Genomic DNA, 20,530 nt, shown 5'->3' on the forward strand with positions numbered 1-20,530 from the left:
ATGCGCCAAGCTGACGGAGGCCGTCGCCAGCGAACACTCTGAAAGGTCGCTGGAGTGGAGTGACGGTGTTCAGCTTGAAATCTGTTCTTCCAGAGGATTCAGTTGCGCCAGAAATGCAGCCGCGCCCATTCTTTTCAAGGGGTATTTGCCACGGCTCACGGCTTCGAAATACCGCAGCGACCCCCAGAGTTTAAAGTCCCCCACCAGATAGACCCGACGTTTGGCCCGGGTGAGTGCAACATTCAGCAGATTGGGTTTGGATGCAGCCCACTGCGCAGCTCCTGCATGATCAAGGTCGGCCCCCAGCAGCATGAAGACGGTGTCTTGTTCTTTACCCTGGAAGGTATGCACGGTGCCGATGGAGGATTTCAACCATTGCTTCAATTCCCCCGAGGGCAATTTCGGACGATGGTTGGGGCTGGCCCAAGCAGCTGCGCGTATGGCTTTTTGCAGGGCCAGGCGCACCGCCTTGAACGGTGAAATCACGTACAGCTGCGGCAGTTCTCCGTCGCGCAAGTAGAGTTGCCCGAGAAGGTCGACCATGAACTCGATCTGCTTAGGCACGACTTGTTTGTGTTCGACATGGCCAGGGATGTCGACCCAGCAACTGGAGCTGTAGACCGGGGCGCCCTGTTCGGCATGGGCACTGGGCAGACCAAAGACCATCTTGTTGCCGTAGGCGATTTGATTCGACAGGCTGAACATGGGTTCGATGCAGCGTCTGTGGACCCTCAACGGGCTGCCGATCCACAGTTCTTCGTCGGTATCGTTCCTGAAAACGCTTCCATAGCGATTGTTCTGGTCCGCCAGGCTCTGCACTGACACGCGATTGGGGGCGAAGGCTTGGTTGGCGGTGTGTACTGACAGCTGGCCGAGTGCCTTGACCAGGCGTTGCGGCAGGGTGAAGACCGGTTCGATTTGCAGAGGGTCGCCCACGATCATGGCTCGTTTAGCCCGCCACAATGCGCCGACGGCTGCCTGAGGCACGGCTTGTCCCGCTTCGTCGATGTACAGCCAGCCCAGCGAGCCGGCGCCCATCCCGCGGAACTGGTTGGCAAAGGAGGCAAAAGTACTTGAAACCACCGGTATCACCATGAACAGACTTTGCCAGAGCAGCTGTGTGAGTCGTTCATCCTCGGGCGTCTTGTTGCTCAGCAATAGGCTGATGGCGGTGAGGTTGGCGCTAAAGCCCTTGCCGTTCGAGCCCGAGGGGGCAACCTCGGCAAGCCAGGCTTCATGCAGGGTCAAGGCCGCGGCGAATAATGTCGAACGCAAGTGATTGAGTGCGGCATCGTGCCAAAGCCCGTTTATCTGGAAGTCGCGGTCTTCCAGTTCACTCAGATGACCTGGCAAGTTCGGACGCCCCAGGCGGACGGCGAAATCATCCAGGGATTGGCACTTGCCCTGCCACTGTGTTCTACGCGTGTCCAATTCGCTCTCACAGAACAGCAATGAGGTTTGCGCCTCTTCAAGTTTCGGGATCAGGCTGTTGTCGAGCAGGCTTTTCGCGCTGTTGATCTCTGCGTGCGCCTGACGCTGCAACCGGGCATTTTCCTGTTGTTCATCTCGATGCGTCCTAGCCGCTGGCGTGTTGAACAAGCGCTTCCACCATGCCGGGCGACCGCGATCTATCAGGCGTTCCAGTTCCTGAAGGCTGGCCAGATGTTGCTTGGACGCCTGGAGTTTCTGCTGGTGTTGGTCCAGCGCCTGCTGGGCGGATGCCTTGAGCTGTTCGGCCTGATGGAAGGCCTGTTGTTGAAGGCCCAGGAAGCTGTGCTCGTCGGTAGCCGACATCTCACTCAGCAGGCTGGCGTAACGGGCCCGTTCCTCCAGCGCTTTGCTGACAGCCTCATCGGCTTTTTTGAATGCCGCGCGGGCCTCCTTGAAGCTGGGCCCTTTGTATTCATCCACCCATTGACGAATCGTCAGTGGTTTATGGGGGACGGTGGAATCCACCGGGTTGAAGAACATGCGCTCCTGCAAGGCTTTTCGGTTGCCACTGTTGCCCAGTGCGGCGCAGATCAGTCCCCAGGGTTTGTCCTCATCGGACAGTTCGCTGATGCTGCCATCACTGCTCTGTGCGGCAACTTTATGGGCAACCGGTTGCAGGTACTGAACGTTGCTCCAGCCTTTTCCCAGCGACTTGCGTTTGGGCAAGTCTCGGGAAATGTTTTCTACGGCGGCATTGTTAGAGGAGGCCACCACCATTTCATAGCCGGTCAACTCGGGTTTGAGCGCGCGAAGGGTGTAGGTATTTGCCATGCCCTTGAAGGTGACCTGAGGCTTTTTTCCACCAACGAATGCATCCGCTGCGTCGCTGTATCCCGCCAGGACCCGGGCCCGACGCACAATGTTCTCTGCGAACATGTCACGCAATAAAGTCGTTTTACCGGTCCCCGGCGGGCCGTTGACGGTGAACACACCGCTGTCTTGCAACGTGCCAAGTGCGCTGTTGATCGCGAACTGTTGCATCAGGCTCATGGCATGGCCCGGTTCATCCGGCCAGTGCCCAGGGTTGATGCATTGCGGTTGCAAGGCCTGATAGAGGGCCTTGCGTCCATTCTCGGTATACAGGTCAATTCGTTTGCTTGGATCGGCTTCAGCCAGGTACTGCAACAGAGCCGGGGGCTGTTCTCCACGCTGCAAGCTGGCGATCGCACGCTCGATATCTTTTATGAAAAAGCTGTTGAGTATGTCGATCTCGGTGTCGGCTTCTTCTTCGTCCTCGACTTTCGCGACCTGTGCCGCTGAAGGTTGGGTGAGCGGCTTTTCGACCTTGGGCTGAGTCAGCACCTGAAGCAGCGCAAGAGGGGCGCGGCCGTCCTGGTCCGGGGTAAAACGGGCCCAGTTGCACAGCAGTTGATGCAGATACATGACCTCGTCGGCCGTCAAGGCCGGGTCATCATTTTGTTGGCGCTGTCCATGGAAGTTGTGCAGCAGTTTTGCCAACTGCTCCTTGGCTTCCTCGAAGGCTTGGTGGCCCAGGGCATCAAGCCCCTTGGTGATTGTTTGCCCCAACGCCCAAGGCGCGGTGGACAGTGAGAGGGCATCGAGTTGAGGAACCGCTTGAGCATTGAGCTTGATCTTGGCGAAGCAGGTCAGCCCTTCAAGCTCCACCCGTTCCTGTTCTTCGTAGAACGTGTTTTCGTCGATTGCGCAGGCGGCCAGGTGCGGTTCGCAAAGGGTGGCAATGACGGAGGCGTCAAAAACCCCGATATAGAGATTGAAACCTGTGATTTTTAGGTCATCGGGTATGGAAAAAGTGCGCCAATGACTGTGCTGGAGATCTTCCCGCGAGAGCCATCGGGTCTCCCATTTTTTAAAGTCCTCGACATATTTCTCAAGGGCATAGGGTAAAAAGAATTCCACCTTATGCCAGTAGTCGAGAATCTCTAGAAGTCTGGCTTGTCCTTGAGCTGTCAAAGCGTCACATCCCTGTCAGTGTAAAAAAGACCGTAGTGTAACGCTGTCGATAAGGCTAAAGGCCATTACTGGTTCAGGGATGGGTGCATCTCGCTTATTTCGGACCGAGAATCTGCGTCAGCTTGCCCGGCGCCGGGGCGCCTTGCTGTTGTTGCAACTCGCCCTTGTCGTCGAGGTAGAAGATCGCCGGGGTCGCCGACAGCTCCAGTTCTTCCATCAGTTTCATGTTGGCGTCGAGCTTGGCTTGCACGGCTTTCGGGATGCTATCCAGGGCCTTGAGGTTGCTGCCCTTGCCGGCCTTTTCATGTTCTTCCAGGGCCTGTTGCGGGTCCTTGGCGGCCAGCAGGGCGGCGGATTTGCCCGGGCTGTCTTCGCGGATGATGCCCACCATGATGTGCCGCAGTTGCACCTTGCCGGCGTTCACCCAGGGCCGCGCCTGTTGCCAGAACATGTTGCAGTAGGGGCAGTTGGGGTCGCTGAACAGGTAGACGATGCGTGGCGCATCGGCCTTGCCGTCGGCGATCCAGTTGCTCTTGTCCAGGTTGTTCCAGACTTCCTTGGCCATCGGTGCGTAGACCAGTTTCTGCAGCGGCTCGACGCTGAGGTCCTTGCCGTCGGCGTCGTACAGGTTGCCCAGCAGTACGTGCTTGCCGTCCGGGGTCAGGTACAGGGCCATGCCTCGGTTCTGGTACTGCGCGGCGTAGCCCTTGAGGCCATCCGGAGCATCGAAGCTGCCGAGGATCTTGGCGCCTTTTTCTTCGATCTTGCGGATCGGTGCGGGCAATTCTTCGGCCTGCAGCAGCGGCGCGTTGAGCAGGGCTGCGCCCAAGGACAGGCTCAGCAGGTGGCGGATGAAGGGCATGGCAGTTTCCTTGCAGGGGCGACCGGGGTCGGATGGGCGTCGTCGAAGTTTTCCAGGGCGCGGGCCAGGCTGGCTTCCGAGAGTTCACCCAGGTGACTGCTCAGCAGACGGCCGTCGGCGCTGTAGAACAGTGTAGTGGGCAGGGCCATGGAGCCCACGGCCTGGCCCAGGCGGCCGCCGCTGTCGAACAGCACGTTGTCCAGGTTCAGTTCCTGGGTGGCGAGGAAGGTGGCCACGCTTTGCATGCTTTCGCCCTGGTTGACGAACAGGAAGGTCAGGTCCGGACGTTGCTGCTGGGCGCGTTCCAGGACCGGCATTTCTCGCCGGCACGGCGGGCACCAGGTGGCCCACAGGTTGATCACCAGGGGGCCGCCCTGGTAGTCGGTGAGCTGCACGGTGTCGCCGGTGGCATTGCGCAGGGGCATCTCCGGCAGGCGGGTGCCCTGGTCGTAGAGTGTCAGGGACAGGCTGGCCAGCAGCCAGAAGGCCAGGCCGCTGGCGATACCGGCGCCCAGCGGGCGGCGCAGCGGCGGGCGTTTCCAGCCCCAGGCCAGGGCCGCCAGGAGCATGATGATGACCCCCGGCCAGGCCAGGAAACCGCCGTCACGCAGGTCGATGATCAGCCACAGGTTGTGCTGGTAGTGCTTCCAGTAAGCGATGACGAAGCAGATCCGCGCCGCGAGCATGCCCAGCAGGAACAGCATGAACAGCACCGATTCCGGGTTGTCGCCGCCGCGCTTGGCCACCCGCCAGCCCACCAGGGTGGCCAGGGCCAGGGCACTGATCAGCAGCAGGTGGTTGAGGGCGATGGCGAAGGTGCCGATGGTAAAGGTCAGCATCAACGGGCTTCCCGGGTCTGGGTCCAGCGTTGCAGGAAGGTACTGGCATCCACTTCGCCGGTGATGCGCTGGCTGCGACGCTCGCTGCCATCCGGGCCGATCCACAGGAAGCTGGGTGGGCCGGGCACTTTGTAGCGGCTGAGCAGTTCGCGGCCGTCGGCGTTGTCATGGGTGACGTCCAGGCGCAGCAGGCGCACGTCTTTCAGGGCGTCCTGGACCTGGGGCTGGCTGAACACGGTTTTTTCCATGATCTTGCAGGACACGCACCAGTCGGCGTAGTAGTCCAGCAGCACCCACTGGCCCTGGGCCTGGGCGCTGTCCAGGGCCTGTTGCAGCTCGGCGGGCGACTTGACGGTGGTGAAGGCATCGTGGGCCGTGGCGCTGCTGGCCACGCTGCCACCGCTGTAGACCTTCAGCGGTCGCCACAGGTCATCGCTGCCACCGGCGGCGCCCACCAGCAGCACGCTGCCCCACAGGCCGAACAGCACGGCGGCGGCGCCGAACAGGTGCAGCAGGCGCCCGGCGATGGCCCGGTGCTGCCAGGCGCAGTAGGCCAGTATCAGGGCCAGGGCGCCCCACAGACCGATCCACAGGCTGCTGCTGAGCACCGGGCGCAACATATAGATGGCGGTGCCCAGGAACAGGAAACCGAACACGCCCTTGAGCAGGTTCATCCAGGGGCCGGGCTTGGGCAGGAAGCGGTTACCCACGGTCACCAGCAACAGCAGCGGCAGGCCGATGCCCAGGCCCAGGGCGAACAGCGCCAGGCCACCGAGCACGGCGTTGCCGGTCTGGGCGATGTACAGCAGGCCGCCGGCCAGGGGCGCGGTCATGCACGGGCCCACCAGCAGCGCCGACAGCGCGCCGAGCACGCCGCAGCCGATCAGGCTGCCGCCCTGGCGCTGGCGGCTGGCGCCTTCCAGGCGGTCGCGCAGGAACACCGGCATCTGCAATTCGAAGAAGCCGAACATCGGCAGCGCCAGCAGCACGAACAGCGCGGCGAAGCTGCCCAGCACCCAGGGCTGTTGCAGCCAGGCCTGCAGGTTGCTGCCCAGCAGGGCGGCGATCACCCCCATGCCGGCATACACCAGGGCCATGCACAGCACGTAGCTTGAGGCCAGGGCCAGGCCCCGGCGCGGGCTGGCGCCGCTGCCCACCACCATGCCGGCGAGGATCGGCAGCATCGGCAACGAGCAGGGGGCGAAGGCCAGCAGCAGGCCGAAACCGAAGAACGCCAGCAGGCTCAGGCCCCAGGATTTCTGCTGCAGGTCATTGGCCAGGCGTTGGTCCTGGGCGGCGCTGTTGGCCGCTCCCGCAGTGACGCTCGGCGCGCCGCCGAGGTCGACTTCCAGGGTTTGCGGCGGGTAGCACAGGCCGGCGTCGGCGCAGCCCTGCCAGCCCAGCTTGACCTTGCCGCTGGCGGCGGGCGGCAGCTTCACTTCCAGGCCCTGGCGATACACCGTCTGCTCGCCGAAGAATTCGTCGCTGTGGTGTTCGCCGTCCGGTAGCGCCGGCTGATGCTCCTGGGCCAGGCCCTCGAACTTCAGGCGTTTCTGGTACAGGTAGTAGCCGTCGGCAATCTGCCAGAACAGCTGGGTTTCCCCGGAAGGCAGGCGCTCGGAGGTGAAGGTGAAGGCCTTGTCCACCGGCAGGAAGTCGGGCTTGACCTCGAACGGATTGTTGCCGGCTTCTGCCAGGGTGGTGAACAGCATAAATAGCAAGATGAGCAATCGACGCATGGTCAAGCCTTAAACCGGTGCAAGTGGGAAGCACAATGGCGGGTCCTGATTAACCGATGATTAACCATACTTGGGTTGTTGCACGGCGGTGGCGGGCATAATGTCCGCTTAATCCGCCGCCTGCCTAATCAACGCCTTTGTTACAGGACCGACCATGCACGTACTTGTCTGTGAAGATGATGAGCTGATTGCCAGCGGAATAGTCGCCGGCCTCACGGCCCAGGGCCTGACGGTCGAGCATGTGGCCTCTGCCTCGGCGGCGCGGGCGATGCTCGGCGTGGCCGATTTCGACGTGATGGTACTGGACTTGGGCCTGCCGGATGAAGATGGTTTGAAGTTGCTCAAGCAACAGCGCCAGCAGGGCCTGGAGATTCCGGTGCTGATCCTCACCGCCCGCGACTCGGTGACCGATCGGGTCGACGGCCTGCAGGCCGGGGCCGACGATTACCTGCTCAAGCCCTTCGACCTGCGGGAACTGGCGGCGCGCCTGCACACCCTGTTGCGCCGGGTGGCGGGGCGCAGCGTCAACCTCATCGAACACGGGCGCCTGACCTACGACCCCAGCACCCGGGAAACCCGCCTGGGCGGCGAGCCGGTGGACCTGTCCCGGCGCGAGCAGGCGCTGCTCCAGGCGCTGCTGCACAACCGCGGCCGGGTGCTGTCCAGCGAACAGCTCAAGGACAGCGTCTACGGGTTCAACGATGAGCTGGAAAGCAACGCCCTCAACGTGCACATCCACCACCTGCGACGCAAACTGGGCAACGGCATCGTCGAGACGGTGCGCGGCCTGGGTTATCGCCTGGGGCCGGCCGATGGCCAGGAGAAGTCCTAAGTGAGGAGCCTGCGCCTGCGCCTGAGCGTGACCCTGGGCGCTGCCTTCATTCTGATCTGGACCCTGGCCGCGGCCTGGATGCTCAGCGATCTGCGCAATCAGATGATGTTTTCCCTGGACCAGCGGCTGGTGGCTTCGGCGCGCATGGTGGCCGGTCTACTGGAGCAGATGCCGGCGCTGCCCTCCGACACCCATACCCACCCGATTGCCAGCGCGGCCTTGACCATCCCCGGGGGCATGGCCTGTCAGGTCAGTTCCCTGCGCGGGCAGGTCCTGGCCCGCAGCCACAGCACCCCGGAACACACCCTGGAAGCCGAGAAGCTGGGCTTTCACGACCAGATGATCGACGGCGCGCCGTGGCGCACCTTCACCCTGGTGCGCGGTGATCTGCGCATCACCACCGCCGACCGCCAGGTGGAGCGCGAGGCCCTGAACATGTCGGTGCTGCTGGCCGCTTCGGTGCCGGTGGGGGTGGCCTTGCTGGGTTGCCTGTGGCTGTTGTGGCTGGGCATCGGCCAGAGCCTGGCGCCGTTGAACCGGATTCGCGACGCGCTGATGCGCCGCAGCGCCGACTCCCTGGAGCCGTTGCAGATCCAGCCCATGCCCAGCGAATTGCGACCGCTGGTGGACACCCAGAACCAGCTGTTCCAGCGCATCGCCAAGACCATCGAACGCGAACGCCGCCTGACCGGCGACGCCGCCCATGAACTGCGCAGCCCGCTGACCGCGATCAAGACCCACCTGCAGGTGGCGCGCATGACCGACGGCGCGGCCCGGGATCAGTCCCTGGCCCGGGCCGAGGAGGGCGCCGACCGCCTGCACCGGACCCTGGAGCAACTGCTGTTGCTGGCCCGGGTCGAGGGTAGCCTGTCGTTCGATGACGGCGTGCACTGCAACGCCGAGCAAGTGGTTCGCCTGGCAATCCAGGATGCCGCCGTGGGCGCCCGGCAGCGGGTCAAGGTGCACCTGGGAGAGCACGCCGCCGAGGCCCCGGTGGCCATGCCCTCGACCCTGGCGATTGCCGCCTTGCGCAACCTGCTGGACAACGCCCTACGCCATACCCCGCAAGACTGCCCGGTGGAGTTGAACCTGGAGCTGGTGGCCGGTCGCCTGCGTTTCCAGGTGCGTGACCATGGCCCGGGGATTGCCCAGGAAGACCTGCAGCACCTGACCCAGCGTTTCTGGCGCAACAGCCAGAGCACCGGGTGCGGATTGGGCCTGGCGATAGTCCAGGCGATTGTCCAGCGTTGTGGTTGCGAGCTGCGTTTCGACAGCCTTCCTGATGGCCTGCGGGTCGAACTGACCCTGCCTGCCCACCACGCCTGACCCATCATCGTCCTCTGTAGGAGCTGGCTTGCCAGCGAATAGGCCCTTGAGACCGCCTTCGCCAGCAAGCTGGCTCCTATGGGGCGGTATGTGCAATTTCCTCGTCCCGGGGTGTAAATCCCGACCGCGCTGATGCGTTTTTAGAACAGGAAAACCTGCCCGTGCGCACCCTGCTTCGGCTGCGCGTTCGGCCGGTAGCCGTTTTGCTCAAATTGCAGCGCGAGGGTTCGAGACATGTCAGCCGTTACCAGCCTTATGCACGATTCGCCGGTGGGCCTTGGCGCCGCTCCGGAAGAGACGCTTTACCAGTTCGACGAGTCGCCCCTGCTGGCCCGCCAGAGCCGTCAGGAATCCAATGCCCGCAGCTATCCGCGGCGCATTCCCCTGGCCTTGAAGCGGGCCAGCGGCATCCACGTCGAGGACGTCGAAGGCCGGCGTTTCATCGATTGCCTGGCCGGTGCCGGGACCCTGGCCCTGGGCCACAACCACCCGGTGGTGATCGCCGCGATCCAGCAGGTGCTGGCCGATGAACTGCCGCTGTTGACCCTGGACCTGACCACCCCGGTCAAGGACCAGTTTGTCCAGGACCTGTTCGGCCTGTTGCCCGAGGCCCTGGCCGCCGAGGCGAAAATCCAGTTCTGCGGCCCCACCGGCACCGATGCCGTGGAAGCCGCGCTGAAGCTGGTGCGCACCGCCACCGGGCGCAGTACCGTGCTGTCGTTCCAGGGCGGTTACCACGGCATGAGCCAGGGCGCGCTGAGCCTGATGGGCAGCCTGGGGCCCAAGCGCCCGCTGGCGGGACTCTTGAACAACGGCGTGCAGTTCCTGCCCTTTCCCTATGACTACCGCTGCCCGTTCGGGCTGGGGGGCGCCGAAGGGGTCAAGGTCAACCTGCATTACCTGGAAAACCTGCTGACTGACCCGGAAGCGGGCGTGGCCCTGCCGGCGGCGGTGATCGTCGAGGCGGTGCAGGGCGAGGGCGGGGTGATCCCCGCGGATCTGGACTGGCTGCGAGGGTTGCGGCGCATCACCGAGCAGGCTGGGGTGGCGCTGATCGTCGATGAGATCCAGAGCGGCTTCGGTCGCACCGGCAAGATGTTCGCCTTCGAGCACGCCGGGATCATTCCCGATGTGGTGGTGATGTCCAAGGCCATCGGCGGCAGCCTGCCGCTGGCGGTAATGGTCTATCGCGACTGGCTCGACACCTGGCAGCCGGGGGCTCACGCCGGGACCTTCCGTGGCAATCAGATGGCCATGGCCACCGGTTCCGCGGTGATGCGCTACCTCAAGCAGCAGCGGCTGCCCGAACACGCGGCGGCCATGGGCCAGCGCTTGCGCGAGCACTTGCTGATCCTGCAGCGCGACTACCCGCAACTGGGGGACGTCCGTGGCCGTGGCCTGATGCTTGGCGTCGAGCTGGTGGACCCGGCCGGCACGCCGGATGCCCAGGGCCATCCGCCGCAACATTTGCGTCTGGCTCCCCTGGTACAGCGTGAATGCCTCAAGCGCGGCCTGATTCTCGAACTGGGCGGGCGCCATGGCAGCGTGGTGCGCTTCCTGCCGCCGCTGATCATCAGCGCGGCGCAGATCGACCAGGTGGCGGACATCTTCAGCAAGGCGGTGGCCGCCGCGGTGGCCAGCCTCTAATTTTTCGAAGCCTCGATTCGTTCCTTCTACACAACCGTCGCGCCTGGGGCGCGGCGTTCCTAATTAGCGATGGAGACAAGCAATGACTTCAGTATTCGACCGTGAGGACATCCTGTTCCAGGTGGTGGTCAACCACGAAGAGCAGTACTCGATCTGGCCCGACTACAAGGCCGTGCCCCAAGGCTGGCGCACCGTGGGCAAGAGCGGCTTCAAGAAGGAGTGCCTGGCCTATATCGAAGAAGTCTGGACCGACATGCGCCCCCTGAGCCTGCGCCAGAAGATGGACCAGCAGGCGCTGGCCGGCTGATCTTCGGCAGCAGATCCGTAGCCGCGGCCCCAAGCACAAAAAAGCCCGCTGAGCCCTTGAGGCCAGCGGGCTTTTTAATGCCCGGCGTTTAGGCCGGGCGCTTGACGGCCTGCAAGGTGTAGCTCAGCGGCAGGCGCCATGGCGCTTCCTTGAGTCGCCATTCGCCGCGTTCATCCACCACCATCTGCCCGGGCAGGGCCTCCCAGGGAATGCTCTGGTGCTCCACCAGCCCGGTGATCTGCAAGCCCTGGCCCAGCAAGGCGCTGATGATTTCCCCCAGGCCATGGTTCCACTCGTGGGTCACCGTGGCCTTGAGGCTGCTGTCGGTTTGCACGTAGGTGGCGTCGTCGTCCCAGACCAGCGGCTCGCTGCGTTCGAAGTAAGGGTATTCGACCCGCAACGAGTCGCTGTGATCTTCATTGAGGGCCCAGAGCATCGGATGCCCCTCGCGGATAAACAGCCGGCCACCGGGCTTGAGCAGGGCGCCAACGGTCTGTGCCCAGCGCTCGATGCTCGGCAGCCAGCACAGCGCGCCGATGCCGGTGTAGACCAGATCGAAGCTGCCCTGGGGCAGCACCTCGGCGGCCAGGAACACGTCCGACTCGTGGTAGTCGATTGGCGTGTTGCAGCGTTGGGCCAGGGATCGGGCTTCAGCCAGGGACGCCGAGGAAAAGTCCACGCCGCTCATCTGTGCGCCGAGGCGCGCCAGGGACAGGGTATCGGTGCCGATATGGCATTGCAGATGCACGCCGCGCAGGCCCTGGATATCGCCCAAGAGAGGACGGTCGAACTGCACGACTTCGGAGAGAAACTGCGGGTCGTCGACGAAGCGCTGCACCGCGTAATCCGCCGAGGCGGCGTGCAAGGGCGCGCGTTCGTCCCAATTGGTCTTGTTGAGTGTCAGGTATTCGCTCATGGCGTGGATTTCCTGTCTGGGCATTTTTGCGAAGCGCAGACTAGCACCGGGAAATGACCACAATCTTGAGGGAATATGTAAGCGGCGCCGCCGCCGAACAGGCGGCAGCAGCGACAGGGATGGGCTCAGCTTTTCGGGGCCAGGGCCTGGGTGACTTTCTGCAGGTTGCCTTCCAGTTCGCTCAGTGGATCGGCGCCGTCGGTTTCAAGGACCAGCAACTGGCTGCCGCCGGCGCTGATGGCGGCCTTCAATGCCTCGGACGGCTGGCGATGGTGCAGGACCAGGGCCACATCGTTGTCCTTGAGCCGGGCTTGCAGCTGCTGCAGCGCCTCGGGTGTCCACTCGTTGTCGGCGCGGGCGTCGACTCCCACCAGTTCCAGGTTCAGGCCGCTGACCAGATAGCCGAAGTGCTCGGAGAGGCTCAGCACGCTGAGGTTGTCGGCCTCGGCCAGGCGCGCTTCGCTGGCGGCGCTGAGTTTCAGCAGGCGCTGTTTGAGCCCCGCCAGGTTGCTTTCGATCTGCGGTTTGGCTTCGGGCGCCAGCCGCGCGAGGTCGGCCGCCAGCACGTCCGCCATGCGCCCCAGGTTGTTGCTGGACAGCCAGGGCTGAGCGTTGAGCCCGTCGCTCTTGCCCGGTTGCAGGGCCACCCCGGGCAGGGCGCCGTCCACTGGGCGGGCGGCATCGATCTCGACGATGCGGATATTGCTGCGCCGGGCATTGGGGTACAGCGGGTCGTCCGGCCAGATCGAACGCAGGCCGATCACCGCGTCGGCATCCAGCGCCAGCTTGCTCAGGGCCGGAGCACCGCGCCCGGTGAAATAGGCAGTCTGCCGCGAGCCGGGAAGGTTGGCCGGGGCCGCCCGCTCCAGCTTGATGTCTGTGCCTTGCAGCAGCAGTTGCCCGAGGCCGAAGGTCACCGGCAGGGAGGCCAGCACCGTCAGCGGTTTTTGCGCGGTGGCGCTGTGCAGCGCGGTATTGCCCATGCCGTGGCTGGCCACCACGCGCATCGGTTCGAAGTGGTCGCGCTCGGCCAGGGCCGGGGTGCTGATCAGGCCGCCGAGGGCGAGGGCCAGGCTCAGCTGACGCAATGACAAGTGACGCAATGAACTGTGCATTTATCCGATATTCCCTTTCAGACTGGGGACAGTGCCGCGGGCGATGGCGGCCAGGGCGAAGGCCACGCCGGCCACCAGGATGATGGCCGCGCCGGAGGGCACCGGCAGGTCGAAGACGATGGGCAGCAAGATGCCGCACAGGGTGCTGACGGTGGCGATGCTCACCGAGATCCAGAAAAAGCCCTTGAGCGACTGTCTGAGCAGGCGGGCGGCAGCGGCCGGAATCACCAGCAGCGCGCCCACCAGGATCGCGCCGATGACCTTGACCGCGGCCACGGTGATCAGGGTCACCAGGATCACGAACAGGTAGTCCAGGGTCTTCACCGCCACCCCGCGCACCGCCGCCAACTGCGGGTTGAAGCTGGCCAGCATGATGCGGTTGTACAGCGGCAGGCTCAGGCCCAGCACCAGGGCACCGACGATCAGCAGCACCAAAAGGTCGTTGCCGTTGACCGTGAGCACCGAGCCGAACAGCACGTTTTCCAGGATGTGCACGTTGATCTTGCCGGCCAGGATCAGCAGCAGGCTGGCGCCCAGGGCCAGGGACACCGAGAGAAACACCCCGATCAGGGTGTCCGGAGCCAGCCCGGTGCGGTTGCGCAGGTAGTTGAGGAGGATGCCGAACAGCAGGCAGTAGCCGAACAGGCTGCCGTAGGGGCCGGTGTAGGGCTCGCCCAGCAGGATGCCGATGGCCACCCCGGTCAGCGCCGCGTGGCCCACGGCTTCGGAGAAGAAGGCGAAGCGCTTGACCACCACCAGGGTGCCCAGGCCACCGAGCACCGGGCCGATCAGCAGCCCGGCCAGCAGCGCATTGACCACGAACCCATAGGCCAGGGCTTCGGGCAGGTAGCCGGCCGAGGCCCAGCCCTGGACCATCAGGCGAAAAGCTTCATAGGTCATCAGGCAGCGCTCCCGGCGGCTCGTGGATGGGTGGAGAACAGGCTGAGCAGGCGCTCCGGGGTCAGGGTCTGTTGCGCCGGGCCGTCGAACAGCACCCGGCGGTTGAGTCCGGTGACCCGGTCCGCCAGACGGCCCACGGCTTCCAGGTCGTGCTCGATCCACAAGAGGGTGATGCCGCTCTGGCGCCAGTCGTGGAGCAGGCGTTCGAAGACCTGGATCCCGGCCTCGTCCAGGGCCGACATCGGTTCGTCCAATACCAACAGTTGCGGGGCCGGGATCAGGCCCTGGGCCAGCAGCACCCGCTGGCGTTCACCGCCGGACAGGGCGCCCATGCGTCGCTTGCGCTTGTCCTGCATGCCGACCCGTTCCAGGGCTTCGCCTATGGCCTGGGCGTAATGCCGACTCAGGCCGAGGAAGGCCGGGCGGCGCTGGCACATGGCGGCCATGAAATCGTCCACGGTCATCGGCAGGCCGCGGTCGAACTCCAGGGCCTGGGGCACGTAGCCGATGGTGCCGGCCGCGCCGGGCCATTGCAGGCGCAACTGGCCCTGGTGCGGCATCTGCCCCAGCAGGGTCTTGATCAGCGAACTCTTGCCGCCGCCGTTGGGGCCCACCAGGGCGTGCACGCTGCCGGGCTGCACCTGGAAGGTCACGCGGTCGAGGATGGTGGTGCGGCCCAGGCTCAAGCTGACCTGATCGAACTCGATGGCCGGGCCGCGCAGCAGGGTTTCGATGGCGGTCATGCCCCGGCCTCCTGGATGGCCCGGACCACGGTGTCGAGGTTGCCCTGCATTTCCTTCTCGTATTTGTCGGCGCTGTAGTCGCCGTAGGAAATGTGCGACAGCGGGTAGAGCTTGACCCCGGATTCACGCTGGATGGTCTCGACGTAAGTGGAGGGGAAGTCCATCTCCGAGAAGATCACCTTGACGTCCAGTTCCCGCAGTTGGTCGATGGTCTTCTTCAACTGGCTGGGGCTGGGCTCGATGCCGTGGGCCGGTTCCACCACCGCGGTGACTTGCAGGCCGAACTCGCGCAGCAGGTAGTCGTAGGCGGCGTGCACCGTGGCCACCCGCAGGTCGGCGTTGGGTGCCTGGGTCAGCTTGGCCAGGGCGTCGGCGCGCAACTGGCGCAGGCGCTTGCCGTAGGCCCGGGCGTTCTGGGTGTAGGTCTTGGCGTTGGCCGGGTCCAGCTTGCCCAGCTCGCGGGCGATGTTGTTGACCTGGGCGATGGAGGCGCTGATGGAGAGGAAGGTGTGCGGGTTGACCACTTTGCCGGCGCCCCGGGCGGCGACCCCGGTGGCGGCCAGCAGTGGCACGTTCTCGTTGGCTTCGATCAGCGGGATGTCCGGGCGCTCGCTGGCGGCGATCATGCGGTCGGCGAAGTCATCGTGGCCCACGCCGTTGAGCACGATCACGTCCAGGCTGCCGATGCGCTTGATGTCTTCGGCCCGAGGCTCGTAGGCGTGGGGGTTGAAACCGGCGGGAATCAGCGGCACCACCTCGGCCTTGTCGCCGACAATGTTCGCCACGTAGCTGTAGTAGGGGTGCAGGGTGATGCCGATGCGCAGGCGTTTGGCCGGGTCGGCGCTGACCAGCGGGCTGAGCGTCAGGGCCAGCAGGCCGATCAGCAGCCCCCGCAGAAAGGGACGGCGTTGCGATGAAATGGGCATGGGCAAGCGTTCTTCTCTCGGAATGGGTTCAGTGGCGATGCTGGCGGGTCACTCCGGCATCGAATTGCGCGACCACCTGTCGCCAGCCGGCGGCGGCCAGCCTGGCGTCGCTGAGATCGACCGGCACGGCGACGGACGGGTTGCGGTTGAGCCAGATGTCCACCTTGGCCGGGTCCTCGGGGTCCAGGCGCATCAGGAAGGAGCCGGCCACTTGCGGGGCCTGGCTCAGGCCCAGGTAGGCCTGGTCCTGCAATTGCCAGGCATGGCCGCCACGGCTGACCGAGCTGGCGTCCTGGGCGAAGGGGGCGAAGCCTTCCGCGGCCAGTTCCTCGGGCGTCGGCAGGCTCTGGTTTTCGGCGCGCAGCAGGTGGATTTCGTCGAGGGTCACCCGCAGGTCGGCATAGATCCCTTGCTCGCCGGCGCTGAGGTCGCGGCGGGCGTCCAGCTGGTGGCTGGCGATGCTCTGGGTCTCGGTGGTTTCACCGCGCCACAGCACCACCGTGGCGGCCACGCTCAGAATCAGTGCGCACAGCAACAGCACATAGAGGGTTTCGTGGCCGGCGCCGGCGGGGCGCACGACCTGGGTGGTGGCAGGCGTCATGGGGCCTCGATATCTGCTTGGTCGATCTCGACCACGTGGCCGGGACCGGCGTCGAACAGCACGTAGAACTCGCTGGAGGGCTTCTTGAAGGTCAGGGTCGAATCGCTGCCGAGCTTGCCCGGCACCAGAATGCTTTCGTCGTAGCCGATCACGTCCAGGGTCACTCCCGGCGCGCCGCTGCCGTCGGAAAAACCGCCGGTGCAGCGGATCTGCTCGGCGTCGATGGCCTTGCACTCGCACATCGGGTTGTGGGCCAGGGCGCTGTGGCTGAAGGCGGTGCCCAGCAGCAACAGGGCAGCGGCGCCGAGGCGCCGGGGGAGTACTGCGCGGATCATCATTTGCCTCCTTGTTTTTCGAGCCAGGCCACGGTGGCGGGGGACGCCTGGCTCAGGGGAATGGATGCCTGGTGCATGCTGCCGTCCCAGCCTTCCAGGGTGATCCACAGCTCGGCGTCGGCCTTGGTCTTTTGCGGAATCGGCAGGCTGGCCCCCATGCGGTACGGGCTGCCGAAGAAGATCACCCCGGCGGCCCGCAGGCTGCGGGGCTTGCCGATGCGCAGGTAGGTGGCCTTGACCGGTTCGATGCAGGCATCGCAGAGGGCGGCGTTGAAGTCTTTCAGGTAGCCGGCGGCACCTTGCAGTTGCGGTGCCTGATCGCGCATTTCGGCCAGGCGCAGGCTCCAGGGACCGACCTGAATCTCGCCGATCTCTCGTTCTCCCAAGCCGCTGTCGCCGCGAAACAGCGAGGCATCGGCGAGGTACTTGGGCATGAAGCCCAGGGGAATCAGCAACAGCAGGATGTTCAGGTGGAAGCGCCACTGTTGCCAGAGTCGGCCCAGTGTCGAGGTGGAATCAGGGCTTGCCGGGGTCGCTTTGCTCACGGTTGGGCCTCCGAGGTTTCGACTCTCATGGCGGGGATGGGCTTGGCGATGGGGCGCGGGCGGCCGGCCTTTTCCTCGCGTTTGAGGGCATTGGCCGTGGCCAGGGCGGTGCGTTTGGTCCAGATCAGCAGGCCGCTGAGGACCATCATGCTCAGCACCAGGCCGAAGAAGAACCAGATCAGCTTGACCCAGATCCCGCCAAAATCACCGGTGTGCAACGGGCGCATGGATTCGGTGACGAACTCCAGGGCGTTGCGGTCCCCCAGCAGGTGCGCGGTATCCAGGGTGCCGGTGTAGGGATTGATGTTGGCGGTCTGGTACATCAGCGGATACCAGCCGCGGCCGCCGACATACAGATGGCTGTAGGCATTGCTGGGCAAGCTGACGAAGCTGATGTCGAACCCGGGAATTCGGGAGGTGGCGGTGCTGATGGCCTGGTCCAGGCCGATCATGGGCGGTGGGCTGCCATCGGCGGAGGTCGGTACGTGCTCGCGGGCGATGACCGGCACTATGGGTTCGCTGGAAATGCTGATCTGGTTGTCCCCCAGGATCGCCCGGATCAGGAACCAGATGCCGGTGATGGAAATCACCGCGATGAACCAGATCGACCAGATGCCGCTCAGGCGGTGCAGGTCGCCCCAGAAGATCCGCGCGCCATGCCGGACGCGCAAGGTGGGCTTGAAAAAGCCCTTCCAGAATTTCTTGTAGACCACCAGGCCGGTGATCAGCGAAGCGAGCATCGGCAGGCCGAGCAGCGACACCAGATACCAGCCCCAGCTGTAGCCATTGGTGAAGGGCACCAGCCACCAGCCGTGCAGGGCGCGGGTGAAGGCCTTGAAATCGAAGGCTGGGCTGACCCCCTGGATCACGCCGGTATAGGGGTTGACGTAGACCGTCACGCTGCGGCCATCGGGGTAGCTGACATCGACACTCAGGGCGAAATGGCTTTCGTCCGGGGTCACGATGGTTTCGATGCGGGTGCTGGGTTCGGCCTGCTTGATGGCCGCCACCACCTGGTCGTAGCTCAAGGGCCGGGCGTCATCGGAGGGTTTGCTGGCGCGCACGTCCGGATTGGCCAGCCACACGATCTCCTGGCTGACCACTGCCAGGGTGCCGGTGACACAGACGATCAGCACGAAGAACCAGATGGGCAGGGCCAGCCAGCTGTGCACCAGAAACCAGATTTTTGAACGGGACTTCTTCGACATGGAGTGGGCGTCTTGATTCGAGGAATGGAGCGGCACTGGAACCCTGGGCCGGGCCCGGCGCGAAGGTGCCGGGCATAGCCTTGGCCAACGCGGCCTGCTGCATTCAATTAAGACGAATGAGAATCGTAAATCCTGAAAGGCGATATGAAAGTAAATGTTACGAAGCAGCGAAAACCTCGTGAAAGCCGCGGTTTAAGCGGTCTGGCCAATGCCCCTGTAGGAGCGGGCTTGCCCGCGAACTGAACCGCGAGGGCGCCTTCGCCGGCAAGCCGGCTCCTGCAGGGGCAGGATCAGCCGGGTTGTTGCTGGAACATTTCCCGCGCCCGCCGAGCGATTTCCTCGGCGCTCAGCGTTTCCTTGCGGCTGGCCAGGAACCATACATGGCCGAACGGGTCGCGCAGGCTGCCGCTGCGGTCGCCGTAGAACTGGTCCTGCACCGCCGACACTGCGGTGGCGCCGGCGGCAATCGCCCGGGCGAAGCTGCTGTCGACATCTTCCACATACAGATGCAGCCCGACCGAGGTCTTGTGGGTGTCGGGGCTGTCCATCGGGGTTTGTTCGCAGGGGCTGCCGAGCATGATGGCCGAGCCGCCGATGCGCAGTTCGGCGTGGCCGACGCGGCCGTCGGGCATCTCCAGGCGCATGCTTTCCACCGCGCCGAAGGCCTGCTTGTAGAACTCGATGGCCTCGGCGGCGTGCTTGATGCCCAGGTAGGGAGTGACGCCGTTGAAGCCTTCGGGAATCGGGTTGACGCTCATCTGGGGTTCTCCTTGATGTTGTTTTGGGCAAACCGCTCCGTCGCAGGACCGGGCAGGTTTCACTCTATACCCGGGCACCCTCGGCACCGGCGTGGGCCGACGAGGTGTCGGCCAGGCAACAGCGACGCACTGTTGGCCCAACAACAGCTCTCCAGCAATTTGTCCGCTGGCCCTTTGGGCAATCTCCCGCAGCGGCCGCTAAACCCTTGAAATCAAAGGCCTGATCTTTCGGCACAGAAGCTGCAATGGCTGCCTGTAACCTTTATCCGCCCGAGAGCGCTGTATGTCTTCTTTGCCTGAATCCGCCTTTTATCCCCTGCACACCCCCGCCGCCCAGGTGATCCGCGATGGCGCCGAGGCCCTGGCCGTGGCCCGGCACGTGGCGGCGGTCCTGGGGGAGCAGGACGCCGAACGCGACCGCAGCCGCCAGGTGCCGGTGGAACTGCTGGACCTGTATTCCAACAGTGGCTTGTGGGGCATCAGCGTGCCGCGGGAGTACGGCGGCGCCCAGGTGTCCTACGCGGTACTGGCCGAGGTGATCGCGATCATTTCCGCCGCCGATCCGTCCCTGGGGCAGATCCCGCAGAACCACTACTGCCTGCTGGAAGACATCCGCCTGCAGGGCACCCCGGAGCAGCAGGCGCACTTTTTCGCCCTGGCCCTGCAAGGCCAGCGCTTTGCCAATGCGCTGTCGGAAACCGGCGGCAAGAACGTGCAGGACATCCAGGCCACGGTACGGCGCAGTGGTGACGCTTATGTGATCAATGGCCGCAAGGGCTATTGCACCGGCTCGCTGTATGCCCATTGGCTGGCGGTGCTGGCCCTGGATGAACAGGGCCGTGGCCAACTGGCCTTCGTGCCCCGGGACAGCGAGGGACTGGTGGTGCTCGACGACTGGGACAGCATCGGCCAGCGCACCACCTCCAGCGGCACGGTGCTGGCGCAGGACCTCAAGGTGCCGGCCTTCAATCTGTTCCCCACTTACCGCTCCTACGAAAGCCCGACCCTGGCCGGGCCTTTCGCCCAGCTGACCACGGCCGCCATCGACGCCGGGATTGCCCGGGCGGCGCTGCGCGACACCGTCGCCTTCGTCACCGAGCACGCCCGGCCATGGATCGATGCCGGCGTGGACAAGGCCGGCGACGATCCGCTGACCATTATTCAGGTGGGCGCCTTGGACATTCGTCTGCACGCCGCCGAAGCCTTGCTGGAGCGCGCCGGCCTGGCCCTGGATGCGGCGCGTCCGGCCCCCGATGCGGACAATGTCGCCCTGGCTTCCGTGGCGGTGGCCCGGGCCAAGGTGCTGACCACCGAGATCGCCATCGAGGCCAGCAACAAGCTGTTCGAACTGGGTGGCACCCGCTCGACCCTCAAGCGCCACAACTTCGACCGCCACTGGCGCAATGCCCGGGTCCACACCCTGCACGACCCGGTGCGCTGGAAGTACCACCTGGTGGGCAACTGGCTGCTCAACGGCATCAAGCCACCGCGTCACGACTGGTCCTGAC

General features: G+C 64.7%; 19 protein-coding genes. 5 read left to right on the plus strand and 14 right to left on the minus strand.

Going from position 1 to position 20,530, the window contains the following annotated elements:
- Positions 1-69 precede the first annotated feature (69 nt).
- From GGI48_RS24960 to dsbD, 4 genes are all read right to left on the minus strand, one after another.
- Positions 70-3,423 carry an ATP-binding protein gene (locus tag GGI48_RS24960; protein ID WP_179600464.1) on the minus strand — a complete coding sequence of 1,118 codons (3,354 nt, stop codon included), beginning with the start codon at positions 3,421-3,423 and terminating at the stop codon, positions 70-72.
- Positions 3,424-3,517: 94 nt separating this feature from the next.
- Positions 3,518-4,285 (minus strand): thiol:disulfide interchange protein DsbG, encoded by a 768-nt coding sequence (gene dsbG / locus GGI48_RS24965; protein WP_016964933.1) that lies wholly within the window; start codon positions 4,283-4,285, stop codon positions 3,518-3,520.
- On the minus strand, positions 4,261-5,124 hold the full coding sequence (locus GGI48_RS24970) for a TlpA disulfide reductase family protein (protein ID WP_016964932.1): 864 nt from the start codon (positions 5,122-5,124) through the stop codon (positions 4,261-4,263). The genes dsbG and GGI48_RS24970 overlap by 25 nt, the downstream gene beginning before the upstream one ends.
- Positions 5,124-6,863 carry a protein-disulfide reductase DsbD gene (dsbD, locus tag GGI48_RS24975; RefSeq protein ID WP_179600466.1) on the minus strand — a complete coding sequence of 580 codons (1,740 nt, stop codon included), beginning with the start codon at positions 6,861-6,863 and terminating at the stop codon, positions 5,124-5,126. Before dsbD ends, GGI48_RS24970 begins: the two co-directional genes overlap by 1 nt.
- 154 nt (positions 6,864-7,017) lie before the next feature.
- On the opposite strand from dsbD, the gene GGI48_RS24980 reads away from it, so the two are divergent.
- The 4 genes from GGI48_RS24980 to GGI48_RS24995 all read left to right on the plus strand — a co-directional run bounded on the left by GGI48_RS24980 (position 7,018) and on the right by GGI48_RS24995 (position 10,975).
- Positions 7,018-7,695, plus strand: coding sequence for a response regulator (locus GGI48_RS24980; RefSeq protein WP_016965114.1), 678 nt, complete (start codon positions 7,018-7,020; stop codon positions 7,693-7,695).
- Positions 7,696-9,021 carry an ATP-binding protein gene (locus GGI48_RS24985; protein ID WP_179600468.1) on the plus strand — a complete coding sequence of 442 codons (1,326 nt, stop codon included), beginning with the start codon at positions 7,696-7,698 and terminating at the stop codon, positions 9,019-9,021.
- Positions 9,022-9,255: 234 nt separating this feature from the next.
- On the plus strand, positions 9,256-10,668 hold the full coding sequence (locus tag GGI48_RS24990; protein ID WP_179600470.1) for an aspartate aminotransferase family protein: 1,413 nt from the start codon (positions 9,256-9,258) through the stop codon (positions 10,666-10,668).
- Between the two features lie 82 nt (positions 10,669-10,750).
- Positions 10,751-10,975, plus strand: coding sequence for an MbtH family protein (locus tag GGI48_RS24995; protein ID WP_110724836.1), 225 nt, complete (start codon positions 10,751-10,753; stop codon positions 10,973-10,975).
- Positions 10,976-11,063: 88 nt separating this feature from the next.
- On the opposite strand, the gene GGI48_RS25000 is transcribed toward GGI48_RS24995, so the two are convergent.
- The 10 genes from GGI48_RS25000 to GGI48_RS25045 all read right to left on the minus strand — a co-directional run bounded on the left by GGI48_RS25000 (position 11,064) and on the right by GGI48_RS25045 (position 19,022).
- Complete coding sequence (locus GGI48_RS25000) at positions 11,064-11,891, minus strand: class I SAM-dependent methyltransferase (RefSeq protein WP_179600472.1); 828 nt, start codon at positions 11,889-11,891, stop codon at positions 11,064-11,066.
- 125 nt (positions 11,892-12,016) lie between these two features.
- Positions 12,017-13,006, minus strand: a complete 990-nt coding sequence (locus GGI48_RS25005; protein ID WP_179600474.1) for a metal ABC transporter solute-binding protein, Zn/Mn family — start codon at positions 13,004-13,006, stop codon at positions 12,017-12,019.
- A complete protein-coding gene (locus GGI48_RS25010) occupies positions 13,007-13,906 on the minus strand; it encodes a metal ABC transporter permease (protein ID WP_179600476.1) in 900 nt (299 codons plus the stop codon). It lies immediately after the preceding gene.
- Positions 13,906-14,649, minus strand: a complete 744-nt coding sequence (locus GGI48_RS25015) for a metal ABC transporter ATP-binding protein (RefSeq protein ID WP_103740054.1) — start codon at positions 14,647-14,649, stop codon at positions 13,906-13,908. The genes GGI48_RS25010 and GGI48_RS25015 overlap by 1 nt, the downstream gene beginning before the upstream one ends.
- Positions 14,646-15,575: a metal ABC transporter substrate-binding protein gene (locus tag GGI48_RS25020; RefSeq protein ID WP_092312352.1), complete on the minus strand. Its 930-nt coding sequence runs from the start codon at positions 15,573-15,575 to the stop codon at positions 14,646-14,648. The genes GGI48_RS25015 and GGI48_RS25020 overlap by 4 nt, the downstream gene beginning before the upstream one ends.
- A gap of 28 nt (positions 15,576-15,603) precedes the next feature.
- On the minus strand, positions 15,604-16,176 hold the full coding sequence (locus tag GGI48_RS25025) for a DUF6162 family protein (protein WP_179600477.1): 573 nt from the start codon (positions 16,174-16,176) through the stop codon (positions 15,604-15,606).
- A complete protein-coding gene (locus GGI48_RS25030; protein ID WP_179600479.1) occupies positions 16,173-16,511 on the minus strand; it encodes a hypothetical protein in 339 nt (112 codons plus the stop codon). The genes GGI48_RS25025 and GGI48_RS25030 overlap by 4 nt, the downstream gene beginning before the upstream one ends.
- Entirely contained in the window at positions 16,511-17,056 is a 546-nt protein-coding gene (locus GGI48_RS25035) for a thiamine pyrophosphate-binding protein (protein WP_179600481.1), read from the minus strand. The genes GGI48_RS25030 and GGI48_RS25035 overlap by 1 nt, the downstream gene beginning before the upstream one ends.
- Positions 17,053-18,264 carry a PepSY-associated TM helix domain-containing protein gene (locus tag GGI48_RS25040; protein ID WP_179600484.1) on the minus strand — a complete coding sequence of 404 codons (1,212 nt, stop codon included), beginning with the start codon at positions 18,262-18,264 and terminating at the stop codon, positions 17,053-17,055. Before GGI48_RS25040 ends, GGI48_RS25035 begins: the two co-directional genes overlap by 4 nt.
- 290 nt (positions 18,265-18,554) lie before the next feature.
- Positions 18,555-19,022, minus strand: a complete 468-nt coding sequence (locus GGI48_RS25045; RefSeq protein WP_047305477.1) for a VOC family protein — start codon at positions 19,020-19,022, stop codon at positions 18,555-18,557.
- 283 nt (positions 19,023-19,305) lie between these two features.
- Between GGI48_RS25045 and GGI48_RS25050 the strand changes: the two genes are divergently transcribed.
- Positions 19,306-20,529, plus strand: coding sequence for an SfnB family sulfur acquisition oxidoreductase (locus GGI48_RS25050; protein WP_179600486.1), 1,224 nt, complete (start codon positions 19,306-19,308; stop codon positions 20,527-20,529).
- Position 20,530 lies beyond the last annotated feature (1 nt).

The sequence above is a fragment of the Pseudomonas protegens genome (assembly GCF_013407925.2).
GTDB lineage: Bacteria > Pseudomonadota > Gammaproteobacteria > Pseudomonadales > Pseudomonadaceae > Aquipseudomonas > Aquipseudomonas fluorescens_AP.

Coding starts and splice junctions, on each gene's coding strand:
- GGI48_RS25015 (WP_103740054.1), bottom strand. CDS start 14,649: ATGACCGCCATCGAAACCCTGCTGCGCGGCCCGGCCATCGAGTTCGAT.
- dsbD (WP_179600466.1), bottom strand. CDS start 6,863: ATGCGTCGATTGCTCATCTTGCTATTTATGCTGTTCACCACCCTGGCA.
- GGI48_RS25010 (WP_179600476.1), bottom strand. CDS start 13,906: ATGACCTATGAAGCTTTTCGCCTGATGGTCCAGGGCTGGGCCTCGGCC.
- GGI48_RS25005 (WP_179600474.1), bottom strand. CDS start 13,006: ATGCACAGTTCATTGCGTCACTTGTCATTGCGTCAGCTGAGCCTGGCC.
- dsbG (WP_016964933.1), bottom strand. CDS start 4,285: ATGCCCTTCATCCGCCACCTGCTGAGCCTGTCCTTGGGCGCAGCCCTG.
- GGI48_RS25030 (WP_179600479.1), bottom strand. CDS start 16,511: ATGATCCGCGCAGTACTCCCCCGGCGCCTCGGCGCCGCTGCCCTGTTG.
- GGI48_RS24980 (WP_016965114.1), top strand. CDS start 7,018: ATGCACGTACTTGTCTGTGAAGATGATGAGCTGATTGCCAGCGGAATA.
- GGI48_RS25025 (WP_179600477.1), bottom strand. CDS start 16,176: ATGACGCCTGCCACCACCCAGGTCGTGCGCCCCGCCGGCGCCGGCCAC.
- GGI48_RS25045 (WP_047305477.1), bottom strand. CDS start 19,022: ATGAGCGTCAACCCGATTCCCGAAGGCTTCAACGGCGTCACTCCCTAC.
- GGI48_RS24995 (WP_110724836.1), top strand. CDS start 10,751: ATGACTTCAGTATTCGACCGTGAGGACATCCTGTTCCAGGTGGTGGTC.
- GGI48_RS24990 (WP_179600470.1), top strand. CDS start 9,256: ATGTCAGCCGTTACCAGCCTTATGCACGATTCGCCGGTGGGCCTTGGC.
- GGI48_RS25040 (WP_179600484.1), bottom strand. CDS start 18,264: ATGTCGAAGAAGTCCCGTTCAAAAATCTGGTTTCTGGTGCACAGCTGG.
- GGI48_RS24970 (WP_016964932.1), bottom strand. CDS start 5,124: ATGCTGACCTTTACCATCGGCACCTTCGCCATCGCCCTCAACCACCTG.
- GGI48_RS25050 (WP_179600486.1), top strand. CDS start 19,306: ATGTCTTCTTTGCCTGAATCCGCCTTTTATCCCCTGCACACCCCCGCC.
- GGI48_RS25000 (WP_179600472.1), bottom strand. CDS start 11,891: ATGAGCGAATACCTGACACTCAACAAGACCAATTGGGACGAACGCGCG.
- GGI48_RS25020 (WP_092312352.1), bottom strand. CDS start 15,575: ATGCCCATTTCATCGCAACGCCGTCCCTTTCTGCGGGGGCTGCTGATC.